This window comes from Knoellia sp. Soil729 (genome assembly GCF_001427985.1).
GTDB lineage: Bacteria > Actinomycetota > Actinomycetes > Actinomycetales > Dermatophilaceae > Knoellia.
The window spans coordinates 46,074-58,015 of the sequence record NZ_LMSA01000001.1 but is presented as its reverse complement, the minus strand read 5'-3'; the positions used below and the strand labels follow the sequence as shown (position 1 = coordinate 58,015).

At 70.6% G+C, this 11,942-nt stretch carries 12 protein-coding genes and 1 tRNA gene; 11 read left to right on the top strand and 2 right to left on the bottom strand.

Features of this window, described 5'->3' with window-relative positions:
* Positions 1-73: 73 nt before the first annotated feature.
* Positions 74-2,839, bottom strand: coding sequence for a pyruvate dehydrogenase (acetyl-transferring), homodimeric type (gene aceE, locus ASG74_RS00275; protein ID WP_056137780.1), 2,766 nt, complete (start codon positions 2,837-2,839; stop codon positions 74-76).
* Positions 2,840-2,945: 106 nt separating this feature from the next.
* On the opposite strand from aceE, the gene ASG74_RS00270 reads away from it, so the two are divergent.
* The 10 genes from ASG74_RS00270 (at position 2,946) to ASG74_RS00225 (ending at position 9,700) form a co-directional block, all read left to right on the top strand.
* Positions 2,946-3,449 carry a PH domain-containing protein gene (locus ASG74_RS00270; protein WP_056137778.1) on the top strand — a complete coding sequence of 168 codons (504 nt, stop codon included), beginning with the start codon at positions 2,946-2,948 and terminating at the stop codon, positions 3,447-3,449.
* Complete coding sequence (locus ASG74_RS00265; protein ID WP_056137776.1) at positions 3,446-5,053, top strand: PH domain-containing protein; 1,608 nt, start codon at positions 3,446-3,448, stop codon at positions 5,051-5,053. The genes ASG74_RS00270 and ASG74_RS00265 overlap by 4 nt, the downstream gene beginning before the upstream one ends.
* A 7-nt stretch (positions 5,054-5,060) precedes the next feature.
* A complete protein-coding gene (locus ASG74_RS00260) occupies positions 5,061-5,501 on the top strand; it encodes a DUF3052 domain-containing protein (protein WP_056137774.1) in 441 nt (146 codons plus the stop codon).
* A gap of 23 nt (positions 5,502-5,524) precedes the next feature.
* Positions 5,525-5,998 carry a peroxiredoxin gene (locus tag ASG74_RS00255; RefSeq protein ID WP_056137766.1) on the top strand — a complete coding sequence of 158 codons (474 nt, stop codon included), beginning with the start codon at positions 5,525-5,527 and terminating at the stop codon, positions 5,996-5,998.
* Positions 5,999-6,057: 59 nt separating this feature from the next.
* Positions 6,058-6,130, top strand: a tRNA-Val gene (locus ASG74_RS00250).
* Position 6,131: 1 nt separating this feature from the next.
* Complete coding sequence (locus ASG74_RS00245; protein ID WP_056139488.1) at positions 6,132-6,959, top strand: Nif3-like dinuclear metal center hexameric protein; 828 nt, start codon at positions 6,132-6,134, stop codon at positions 6,957-6,959.
* Positions 6,956-7,693, top strand: a complete 738-nt coding sequence (locus ASG74_RS00240) for a zinc ribbon domain-containing protein (RefSeq protein ID WP_056137764.1) — start codon at positions 6,956-6,958, stop codon at positions 7,691-7,693. The genes ASG74_RS00245 and ASG74_RS00240 overlap by 4 nt, the downstream gene beginning before the upstream one ends.
* A gap of 42 nt (positions 7,694-7,735) precedes the next feature.
* Complete coding sequence (locus tag ASG74_RS00235; protein WP_056137761.1) at positions 7,736-8,146, top strand: rhodanese-like domain-containing protein; 411 nt, start codon at positions 7,736-7,738, stop codon at positions 8,144-8,146.
* Position 8,147: 1 nt separating this feature from the next.
* Positions 8,148-9,356 carry an O-succinylhomoserine sulfhydrylase gene (locus ASG74_RS00230; protein WP_056137759.1) on the top strand — a complete coding sequence of 403 codons (1,209 nt, stop codon included), beginning with the start codon at positions 8,148-8,150 and terminating at the stop codon, positions 9,354-9,356.
* Positions 9,356-9,700: a hypothetical protein gene (locus ASG74_RS00225; RefSeq protein WP_056137757.1), complete on the top strand. Its 345-nt coding sequence runs from the start codon at positions 9,356-9,358 to the stop codon at positions 9,698-9,700. The genes ASG74_RS00230 and ASG74_RS00225 overlap by 1 nt, the downstream gene beginning before the upstream one ends.
* Here ASG74_RS00225 and ASG74_RS00220 read toward each other — a convergent pair.
* On the bottom strand, positions 9,687-10,433 hold the full coding sequence (locus ASG74_RS00220; protein ID WP_056137755.1) for a YaaA family protein: 747 nt from the start codon (positions 10,431-10,433) through the stop codon (positions 9,687-9,689). The two genes, ASG74_RS00225 and ASG74_RS00220, sit on opposite strands and share 14 nt — an antisense overlap.
* 43 nt (positions 10,434-10,476) lie before the next feature.
* Here ASG74_RS00220 and ASG74_RS00215 point away from each other — a divergent pair, with 43 nt between their 5' ends.
* The gene (locus tag ASG74_RS00215; RefSeq protein WP_056137754.1) at positions 10,477-11,922 is read left to right on the top strand and encodes an RNB domain-containing ribonuclease; all 1,446 of its coding nucleotides are present in this window, start codon (positions 10,477-10,479) and stop codon (positions 11,920-11,922) included.
* Positions 11,923-11,942: the final 20 nt, after the last annotated feature.

The window sequence follows — 11,942 nt, the reverse complement described above, 5'->3', positions numbered from 1 at the left end:
CCCGTTCGGCTGGTCCCGGCGCCAGTGGGCGTCACCGGGGGAGGAGCCGAACGGGCAGTCAGTGGGGGTGGTTCTAGCTGTCGCCGCCCTCGTTGCCGCTGGTGCCGGCCCGCACGTCGAGCAGGTCGTACTTGTCGGCCGCCTTGCCCGGGACGTCGGCGTCGACCTCGCCGCGCGCTGCGAGCACCTGCAGGGTGCGCACGGCGAGCGAGGGCCCGTCGACGTGGAAGAAGCGTCGCGCTGCGGGGCGGGTGTCGGCGAAGCCGAAGCCGTCCGTGCCCAGCGAGTGGAACTCACCGGGGACGTACTGCGCGATCTGGTCGGGCACGGCCCGCATGTAGTCGGACGTGGCGAGGACCGGTCCCTTGGTGTCGGCGAACTTCTGCGTCACGTAGGGCACGCGAACCTCGTTCTCCGGGTGGAGGAAGGCCTCCTCGTCGCACGCGAGGCCATCGCGCCGCAACTCACCCCAGGAGGTGACGGACCAGACGTCGGCGGCGACGCCCCAGTCGTCCGCGAGCAGCCGCTGGGCCTCGAGGGCCCACGGGACCCCGACACCGGAGGCCAGGAGCTGTGCGTGGGCCGGTGTGTGGGTCCACTCCGAGGTGTCGGCCTCGGACAGCCGGTAGACACCGCGCAGCACCCCCTCGATGTCGAGGTTCTCGGGCTCACGCGGCTGCACGTTGGGCTCGTTGTAGACGGTGAGGTAGTAGATGACGTTCTCGGGGTCGTCGCCGTACATGCGCCGCAGGCCCTCGCGCATGATGTGCGCGATCTCGTAGCCGTAGGCAGGGTCGTAGGTGACGACGCCGGGGTTGGTCGATGCCAGCAGCGGCGAGTGCCCGTCGGCGTGCTGCGTGCCCTCGCCGGTCAGGGTCGTGCGACCTGCCGTGGCTCCGATGAGGAAGCCCCGGGTCAGCTGGTCGGTGGCCGCCCAGATGGAGTCGCCCGTGCGCTGGAACCCGAACATCGAGTAGAAGACGTAGATCGGGATCATCGGCTCGCCGTGCGTGGAGTAGCTCGACCCCGCGGCGGTGAACGCGGCGACGGAACCGGCCTCGTTGATGCCGGCGTGCAGGATCTGCCCGGAGACCGACTCCCGGTAGCTCAGCATGAGGTCGTGGTCGACCGGCGTGTAGTTCTGCCCGTGGGGGTTGTAGATCTTCAGGGTCGGGAAGAACGAGTCCATGCCGAACGTGCGGGCCTCGTCCGGGACGATCGGCACGATCCGCTTGCCGAACTCCTTGTCGCGCATGAGGTCCTTGAGCAGCCGGACGAACGCCATCGTCGTGGCGATGGTCTGCTTGCCCGAGCCCTTGCGGACCTGGGCGTAGGCCTCGTCACCGGGCAGCGTGACCTGGGTGTACTTGCTGCGTCGTTCCGGGATCAGGCCGCCCAGGGCCCGCCGGCGCTCGAGCATGTAGTCGAGCGTCGGGTCGCCCTCTCCGGGGTGGAAGTAGGGCGGCTGGTAGGGGTTCTCGTCGATCTGCGCGTCCGTGATCGGCAGGCGCAGGGCGTCGCGGAAGTTCTTGAGGTCGTCGACCGACATCTTCTTCATCTGGTGCGTCGCGTTGCGCCCCGCGAAGCCCTTGCCCAGGCCGTAGCCCTTGATGGTGTGGGCGAGGATGACCGTCGGCTGGCCGGTGTGGTTGACCGCGGCCTGGTAGCCGGCATAGACCTTGCGGTAGTCGTGGCCACCGCGCTGAAGGTCGTGCCAGATCTGCTCGTCGGTCAGCCCCTCGACCATCTTGCGGGTCCGCGGGTCGCGGCCGAAGAACTGCTCCCGGACGTAGGCGCCGTCGTTGGCGCGGAAGGTCTGGTAGTCACCGTCGGTCGTGGTGTTCATGATGTGCCGCAGGGCGTGGTCACGGTCCTTGGCGAGCAGCGGGTCCCAGCCGCGGCCCCAGATGACCTTGACGACGTTCCACCCAGCGCCGCGGAAGAACGCCTCGAGCTCCTGGATGATCTTGCCGTTGCCACGCACCGGTCCGTCGAGGCGCTGCAGGTTGCAGTTGATGACGAAGGTGAGGTTGTCGAGCTCCTCGTTGGCCGCGAGCTGCAGCAGGCCGCGCGACTCGGGCTCGTCCATCTCGCCGTCGCCCAGGAACGCCCAGACGCGCTGCTCGGAGGTGTCCTTGAGGCCGCGGTTGTGCAGGTACTTGTTGAACTGGGCCTGGTAGATCGCGTTCATCGGGCCGATGCCCATCGACACCGTCGGGAACTGCCAGTAGTCCGGCATCATCCGGGGGTGCGGGTAGGAGGACAGCGCCCGGATCTTGCCGTCGACGATGTGGCTCTTCTCCTGACGGAAGCCGTCGAGGTCGGTCTCGCCGAGGTGGCCCTCGAGGAAGCTGCGGGCATACATGCCGGGGGAGGCGTGGCCCTGGTAGAAGACCTGGTCGCCGCCGCCGGGGTGGTCCAGGCCGCGGAAGAAGTGGTTCATGCCGACCTCATAGAGGGTCGCGGCAGAGGCGTAGGTGGAGATGTGCCCACCGACGGAGACGCCGGGCCGCTGGGCGCGGTGCACCATGACCGCGGCGTTCCACCGGATCCAGCGGCGGTACTGCCGCTCGACGTCCTCGTCACCGGGGAACCAGGGCTCGTGCTCCTGGTCGATGGTGTTGACATAGTCGGTCGCCGTGAGGGACGGGACGCCGATCTGGCTCTCGCGCGCGCGTTCGAGCAGGCGGAGCATCAGGTAGCGCGCGCGCTGCCGTCCTGCTTCGTCGACCACCTGGTCGAGCGAGTCCAGCCACTCCGAGGTCTCCTCGGGGTCGATGTCGGTGAGGCTGCTGGGAAGGCCATTGAGGATGGGGCCGGCTTCCTCGCGAAACGTCACGACGATGTCCCTTCTACTGACGGAGTCGACCCGGTGAGATCGACCTCTCCATCCTGTCACCGGGAGTGCCCGACGTCACACTCGGGTCTGCTGGCAGTCTGGTCCCATGACCTCAGAGCTCGACCCGTCCGCCGTGAGCCTGCGCGGTGGCGAGCTGCCCTGGCAGCCCGTGAGCCCGGCCTTGCGCACGGTGCGGCTCATCGCCCTCGTCGGGTGGCTGCTGCCCTTCCTCCTCGCCTTCGGCGCGCTGGCGATCCTCGTCTCGGCGTGGTTCTGGCTCGGCGTGGCCGTCGTCGCCGCCCTCGCCGCCTGGGGGGCCTGGCTCATCACCCGGCAGGTCTCGGCGATCACCTGGCTCGAGCTGCCCGACGAGATCGTCATCCGCAAGGGCCGTCTGTTCCGCTCCCTGGTGAGCATTCCCTACGGACGCCTGCAGTACATCGACGTCGAGTCCGGACCGCTCATGCGTGCGCGCGGAATCGCCTCCTGCGAGTTCCACACGGCCTCCCCGGAGAGCGGTGGCACGCTGCCGGGGCTGCCCGTCGAGGAGGCCGAAGCCCTGCGTGGACGTCTGGCGGCGCGTGGAGAAGCCCAGCGAGCCGGCCTGTGACAGCACCGGACCGCACGTCCGAGCCCCTGCCTGCCGTGCGAGACCTCGGATTGCACCAGTGGCAGCACCTCCACCCGTTGTCTCCCATCGTGCGTGGCGGGGTGGTCGGCATCGCCATCCTCGGGTATGCCGCGTCGCAGCTCGTCGACGACGTCTTCCGGAGCGTGGGTGGTGGGGACGGGGGTGGTGACCAGCAGAGTGAGCAAGGGCTGCGTGACGGTCTCGCCGTCCTGTTCGAGCACTCCCTGGTCGCCAGTGCGGTGGTTGTCGCCGGCATGCTGCTCATCGGCCTCGCGGGGTGGCTCTCCTGGCGGTTCGCGAAGTTCCGGGTGGCCGAGGGGCAGCTGGAGTTCCGCAAGGGGTGGATCTTCCGCGAACACCGCCAGGTCCCCCTCGAACGTGTCCAGGCCATCGAGATCAGCCGGCCCCTCCTCGCGCAGCTCACCGGGCTCTCGCAGGTGATCGTCCAGTCGGCGGGTGGCGGCGACGCCCAGCTCAAGCTGGCCTTCCTCGGTGCAGGCCGCGCCGACGAGGTCCGTCACGAGCTGCTCGCCCTCGCCGGTCGCCGGGACGAGCCACCGGTCGCGCTTCCGGGCGACCCGGTTTCCGGCAGCCAGGCCATTCCCGGCCCCCGGGGCGTTCCCGGCGCCCCGGGCTTCGAGGCCAGCGAGGGGCGTGAGGTGCTGCGGGTGCCCAACTCCCGGCTCTTCGTCGCCACGATCCTGCACGGCGGCACGATCTTCCTGGGCGTGCTCGCCCTCGTGGCGGGCAGCGTGGCCCTCGCGACCTACGGGTCCACGTTCGAGGCGCTCACCGGCGCCGCCATCGCCCTGCCCGCGCTCGGCCCCCTCGTGCTGGGCATCGCGGTCAACCGCGTCGGCGAGCTCCTCAAGCACGGCAACTTCCACCTGGCCGAGACGGGCACCGCCGCGCGGGTCCAGCACGGGCTCACCGACAAGCGCACGACGACCATCCCCCTGCACCGCATCCAGGCCGTCGGAATGGTGCAACCGCTGTGGTGGCGACCACTGGGCTGGTGGCGGGTGAGGGTCAACGTCGCCGGCATCGCCCACGACGGCGATGGCGACACCGACGACGAGACGACGGTGCTCCCCGTCGGAACGCTCGACCAGGCCCTCGCGGTCCTCACGCTCCTCGACCCGGCGCTGTCGGAGTCGGAGCTGCGCACGGCCGCACTCGGTGACGGAGAGCACGGTGGCTGGACCCTGGTGTCGCCGCGTGCGCGCACCTTCGACGCCCTCAGCTGGCAGCGGTCGGGCTTCACCGTGTCACGGCACTCGCTCATGGTCCGCGCCGGCCGGCTGTCGCGACGGGTGTCGGTCATGCCCCACGCCCGCGTGCAGTCGCTCACCCTGTCGCAGGGACCCCTCGACCAGCGCCTCGACCTGGCGACCGTGACGCTCGTGTCGACTCCCGGCCCGGTGGGCGTCACCGTCCCGCATCTCGAGATCGGCACCGCCACCCGGCTGCTGGTCGACGAGGCCGCGCGCGCCCGTGATGCACGCCAATTCGTGCGAAGCGCTTGCGTGACCGGCGAAGTTCCTAGTCAACTAGGGGCCCCAGCACACACCGACGAGAGGTAGTCCCACCGTGAACACCCCTGCTCCATCGCCTGCCGACCCCGGGCCCGACGGCTCGGGAGCCGTCGAGCGCCTCGGTTTCGCTGCCGAGCAGATCGTGCAGGAGCTCGGGTGGGACGAGGACGTGGACGACGACTTCCGCTTTGCCGTGGAGGACGTCATCGGGTCCGACCTCGAGGACGAGGACTACACCGGCGAGGCCGACGCGGTCGTGTTCTGGTGGCGCGCCGACGACGGTGACCTCACCGACGCCCTCGTCGACCTGGTCGGGGTCCTGGGCGAGGGTGGTTTCGTTCTGGTCCTCACCCCCAAGGACCGCGCCAAGGGTGCCGTCGACCCGGCCGAGATCGACGAGGCTGCGGCGACCGCCGGTCTGCACGCCGGCGGCGCCTCCCACGCCTCGCCCCAGTGGCGCGCCACCAAGCTGGGTGCACCGAAGGGGCGGCTCTGACCTTGCTGGGGCAGACTCAGGGCATGACGGACGCCGGGTCAGGCCTTGAGGTGGGGCAGCACGCCCCCGGCTTCACCCTGCGCGACCAGAACGGCGCCGACGTCTCGCTCAGCGACCACCTCGGCAAGCGCCACGTCCTTCTCGTCTTCTTCCCGTGGGCCTTCTCGGGGATCTGCACCGGTGAGCTCACCGAGATCCGCGACGACCTCGGCCGGTTCGTCACCGAGGATGTCCAGGTCCTGACGATCTCCTGTGACGCGATGTTCTCGTTGCGCGCCTACGCAGACCGCGACGGCTACTTCTTCCCGTTGCTCTCCGACTCCTGGCCCCACGGTGAGGTCGCCAAGGCCTACGACGTCTTCGACGACAAGGCAGGTGTCGCGCGGCGGGGGACCTTCCTCGTCGGCCGTGACGGCGTCATCCGGTGGTCGCTCGTCGCGGGCCTGGGCGAGCGGCGGGACTTCAGCGGTTACGACGCCGCCATGTCGCACGCCTGACCCACAGCCCCGCGACGGCCTGACACAATGGCGCCCGATCGCGGCGTCGAGCCGCGTCAGGGCCTGTAGCTCAGTTGGTAGAGCACCGCGTTTACACCGCGGGTGTCGTCGGTTCGAGGCCGGCCGGGCCCACATGAGCCTTGTCCTGCGCGACGTCGTCGCCGTCCTGGAACGCCTCTACCCTCCGCAGACCGCGCAGTCCTGGGACCGGGTCGGCCTGGTCACCGGTGACCTCGACCAGCCCGTCGAGCGCATCCTGCTCGCCCTGGACCCGACGCTCGAGGTCATCGAGGAGGCGCGTGCCAGCCAGGCCGACCTGCTGCTCACCCACCACCCGCTGCTCATGCGCGGCATCCACTCCGTGGCCACCACGACCGCGAAGGGCGCCAGCGTCACCGGCCTCGTCGTGGCGGACATCGCACTCTATGTCGCCCACACCAACGCCGACGTCGCGTCTGCCGGGGTCTGCGAGGCGCTCGCGGCCGCGGCCGGTCTGTCCGAGACCGAGCCGCTCGTGAACGTCGAGGACCAGCCGCTCGGGCGGGTCGGGCGACTCGCGTCACCCACGACCTTGGCCGCGTTCGCCAGCTCCCTGCATGCCGCCCTGCCCGCTGCCGCTGCGGGCCTGCGTGTCGCGGGTCCCGCCGACGCGGTCGTCGAGACGGTCGCCGTCCTCGGGGGAGCGGGCGACGACCAGTTCGACGCGGTCCGGGCGTGCGGGGCCGACGTCTACGTCACGGCCGACCTGCGCCACCATCCCGCTCTCGAGGCGCGAGAGGAGGCGCGTGGTGGCCCGCCCTACCTCGTCGACGCGGGGCACTGGTCGAGCGAGTCGGTGTGGTTGCCGACCCTGCGCGACGCTCTGGTTGCTGCCCTTAGGGTGGAGGTCGACATCAGCACAGTGCGCACCGACCCGTGGACCTTCACCGTCGGGGCAACAACAGCCGGAGGTATGCCGTGAAAGCCGAACCGGGCCAACAGGCCAAGCTGCTCGACCTCCAGGCCCTCGACACCCGCCTGTCGCAGCTCGAGCACGCCCGCAGGACCCTCCCACAGCTTGCCGAGATCGCGGACCTCGAGGGCAAGGCCGCGCTGCTCGACGACCAGCTGGTGCGTTCGCGCACGGAGCTCAGTGACATCCAGCGCGAGGTCATCAAGGCCGACGGGGACGTGCAGCAGGTTCGCGACCGCGCCACGCGCGACCAGCAGCGTCTCGACTCCGGCGTCGGCTCCGCCAAGGACCTCACCGCCATCCAGCACGAGCTCGAGTCCCTGGCCCGTCGTCAGGCAGAGCTTGAAGAGGTCGAGCTCGAGGTGATGGAGCGCGCCGAGGCCGTGCAGTCCGACGTCGCCGAGCTCGAGCGCGGCCGGGCCGAGATCACCGACCGGCTCACCGAGCTGGTGACGGCTCGTGACCAGCGGTTCGCCGAGCTCGACACCGAAGCGGCCGAGGTGGGTGCGCCTCGCGAGGAGCTGGTGAGGTCCGTGGGTGTCGAGCTTGTCGCGCTCTACGACAAGATCCGCGCGACGAGCGGCACGGGTGCGGCCGCGCTGCGTCAGCGACGCTGCGGTGGCTGCCAGCTGGAGCTCAATCCCGTTGCCCTGCGCGACATCAAGGCGGCACCGCAGGACGAGGTGCACCGGTGCGAGGAGTGCCGCCGAATCCTCGTGCGCACGGCCGAGTCCGGTCTCTGAGCGACTCCTTCTCGTGCGCACCCACGCACCTACGCTGGCTCCATGACCTATGCCGGTGACGTCACCCCCGCCGAAGCGTTCGCCGCGGTGACCCAGGGCCAGGGCGCTGCCCTCGTCGACGTGCGCACGCGAGCCGAGTGGGCCCAGGTCGGTGTCCCACAGCTGGACTCGGAGCACCAGCCGATCCTCGTGGAGTGGCAGCGGTCCCCGGACGGCAGCATCAACGACACCTTCGTCGACGAGCTGAGGCAGGCAGGCCTCGCCGATGGTGCGCCGATCTACTTCCTCTGCCGATCGGGCGTGAGGTCCGTCGCGGCGGCGGAGGCGGCCACGGCGGCAGGTCTCGGACCGGCATACAACGTCCTCGACGGTTTTGAGGGCCCGCACGACCGAGCCGGGCAACGCACCGTGGCCGGCTGGAAGGTCGCCGGCCTCCCGTGGAAGCAGGGCTGACGTGACCGCTGCATCCAACGGCTCGGGCCGATCCTTCCGCCCCGAGACCCTCGCCGTGCGAGGAGGGCTCTCCCGCACGGGTTTTGACGAGACCAGCGAGGCGATGTTCCTCACCTCGGGCTTCGTCTACGAGTCGGCCGAGCAGGCCGAGGCGGCCTTCAAGGACGAGGTCGAGAAGTTCATCTACAGCCGCTACGGCAACCCGACGGTCAGCATGTTCGAGGAGCGGCTACGGCTCCTCGAGGGGGCCGAGGCCTGCTTCGCGACCGCCTCCGGGATGGCCGCCGTCTGGGTCGCCCTGGCAGCGCTCTGCGGCGAGGGCGACCGCATCGTCGCCTCACGCGCGCTCTTCGGCTCGTGCTTCGTCATCATCGACGAGATCCTGCCCAGGTTCGGCGTCGAGGCGGTCTTCGTCGACGGTCCCGACCTCGCGCAGTGGGAGGAGGCGCTGTCCGAGCCGACGGCCGCCGTCTTCTTCGAGACCCCGAGCAACCCGATGCAGGAACTCGTCGACATCGCCGAGGTCTCTCGCCTTGCGCACGCGGTGGGGGCCAAGGTGGTCGTCGACAACGTCTTCGGCACTCCTGTCTTCTCCCGGCCACTGGACCACGGCGCGGACATCGTCGTGTACTCGGCGACCAAGCACATCGACGGGCAGGGGCGGGTGCTCGGCGGCGCAGTCCTGGGACCCGCGGACTTCATCGGGGGCCCGGTGAAGAACCTCATGCGCCACACGGGACCGGCAATGTCCCCCTTCAATGCCTGGGTGCTCCTCAAGGGACTCGAGACGCTGTCGCTGCGCGTCGGGCAGATGGCCTCGAATGCCCTCTGCCTCGCCCACCACCTCGAGAGCCGCGCCGGCGTCGTCAGGGTGGTCTACCCGATGCTCGAGAGCCACCCGCAGCATGGCCTGGCCCAGCGACAGATGACCGGTGGCGGCACCGTCATCACGTTCGAGGTCGACGGTGGCAAGGACGTCGCGTTCGCGTTCATGAACGCCCTGGAGCTCGTGGACATCTCCAACAACCTCGGCGACTCCAAGTCCCTGGTGACCCACCCGGCGACGACCACGCACCGCCGCCTCACCACGCAGGCGCGCAGCGCGGTCGGCATCACCGACGGCACGGTCCGCATCTCCGTCGGGCTCGAGTCGGTCGAGGACCTCATCGAGGACGTCGAGACGGCGCTGGCCGGCGCCCTGCGGGCCTGATGCCGTCCTACCGCGTCACCGTCGACATCATCGATGTCCGTCCCGGCGTCCCTCCGGAGAAGGTCCTGCCCGCGGCGGAGCGGGTGGTCGCCAGCACGCACCGCGTCGAGGACCGACGCCTCGACGTCGTGAGCACAGCGGCCGGACCGCAGCCGCGGATCCAGCTGCGCTTCCTCGTGCCGGCCACGGGTTCCGACGTCGAGGACAGCGAGGCCGAGTCGGTGGCGCGGGCGCTGGTGGGCGACCTCGAGGAGATCGCCCGCTGCGGACGGTGGGAGCTGCGGCGCGGGCCCGGCCGCCACTGGAGGCTGCGGGCGTCGGGCGGACCGGTCAGCGAGCAGTGACGTCGAGGACCCAGGGCTTGCCCCTGCGGGCCGGGGGCGTGAGTGCGACGTCGAACGCCTCACCGACGACGGCGGCCAGGCGCTCCGGCGTGCGGGTACGCTCGCCGCGCACGCAGAGGTGGCGCGCGACGAGACCTCGGGTGTGCTTGGCCATGTGGCTGGCGCCCGGCACCCGGACCTGCACCCAGCGGTCGGCGACCGGACCCGTGGGAGTCCAGGCAGCGGCATACGTCGAGCTCCGGCAGTCCACGACGACCTCGCGCCCGGCCGCGGCGGCGAGCACCCCGCCGAGGACCGGTCGCCAGGTGGCCGCGACGGGACCGAGCCCGGGGAGGTTCACGTCCATGGAGAGCCGGTAGGCCGTGATCCGGTCCTTGAGCCGGACGGCACCGTGCAGCGCCGAGACGATGACGATCCACTGGTTGGCGCGGCGCCGCGCCGAGGCGTCCATGGAGCCGAGGTCGAGCGCGTCGTAGAGGACGCCGGTGTAGACCTCGGCAGCCGGCGTCGCCGGTGCCGTCTCGAGCGTGAGGTTGCGGCCGACCTCTGGGGCCAGACCGGGAGAGACACCGAGATCGGCTGTCGCAGTGGGGGACTCACTGACCGAGCGCAGGTGTCGTGCCACCGTCGAACGCGTGTCGGCCAGCTCGGGGAAGGACCACGTCTGTGGGTCCACGGGCTTGCCCCGACCACGGTTGGACTTCGACTCCGACGGGGGCAGGACGATGAGCACGCGGTCACCCTATGCGCGGGCACGCTTGGGTAGGTTGGCGGGCATGCCCCAGCGCCAGATCAGCCTTGCCCCGGCCGACGCCACGACATCGGTGACCCTCCGCGAGACGTTGCTGGCCCGCTTCGCGGCGATCCGCGTGGAGGTCGGGGCGGACGAGAGCTTCCCGGAGCAGGTCCTGACCGAGGCGGCGGAGGTGGCGGCGCACCCCGTCGGCCTGCCCGAGCGTGACGAGACAGCAGTGCCGTTCATCACCCTCGACCCGGCGACCTCGATGGACCTCGACCAGGCCATGTGCCTCGAGCGCGATGGTGAGGGCTATCGGGTGCGCTACGCCATCGCCGACGTCCCGGCCTTCGTCGTTCCCGCTGGGGCCATCGACAGCGAGGCGCGTCAGCGCGGCCAGACGATCTACTGCCCCGACCTCAGGGTGCCGCTCCACCCTCCCGTCCTCAGCGAGGGGGCCGCGAGCCTCCTGCCGGGCGAGGTGCGTCCCGCGTTCGTCTGGGACCTCCGGCTGGACGCCGAGGGTGAGGAGACGAGTGTCGAGCTCTACCGGGCGATGGTGAGGTCGGTCGAGCGGTTCGACTACGCCGGAGTGCAGGAGCAGGTCGACGCGGGCACCACCGATGAGCGCTGGGTGCTCCTGCGGGAGATCGGCGAGAAGCGCATCCGTCAGGAGCAGCTGCGCGGCGGTGCGAACCTGCCCATGCCCGAGCAGGAGGTCCACCTGGGGGACGACGGCAACTTCTCGCTCGCCTTCCGGCCACCCCGGGCGAGCGAGGACTGGAACGCGCAGATCTCGTTGCTGACGGGCATGGCCGCGGCCGACATGATGCTCCACGCAGGGGTGGGCATCCTGCGCACGATGCCCGAGGCCGACCACGGCGCGGTCGCGCGCTTCCGCCGCCAGGCCAAGGCGCTCGGTGCTCCCTGGCCCGCGGAGCAGACCTATGGCGACTTCCTGCGCACGCTCGACCGCGAGGACCCCAAGCACCTCGCCCTCATCCACTCCGCGACCTCACTGTTCCGCGGAGCCGGCTACACGCCCTTCGACGGGGACGTCCCCGAGCAGGTGGAGCACGCCGCCGTCGCGGACGCCTATGCACACGTCACCGCTCCACTGCGCCGCCTGGTGGACCGCTTCGGCCTGGTGGTGTGCGAGGCGATCAGCCGCGGCGACGAGGTGCCCGCCTGGGTGCGTGAGGCGCTGCCGACCCTTCCCGAGATCATGAAGGAGTCCGACCGTCGTGCCGGCACCGCCGACCGCCTGTGTGCCAATGCCGTGGAGGCAGCCGTCCTGCAGCCGCGCGTGGGTCAGTCCTTCAAGGCAGTCGTCGTCGAACGCGACGACCGCGGCCTCGAGGTCCAGCTGCTCGAGCTGCCCATCCTCGCGCGCGCCAAGGGGGAGGCCGAGCTGGGTGCCTCGGTCTCCGTGCGTCTGGAGTCGGTGGACGTGGCGGCGGGCCAGACGACGTTCGTCCTTGCCTGACCCTGCCCGTATGCTGTGCG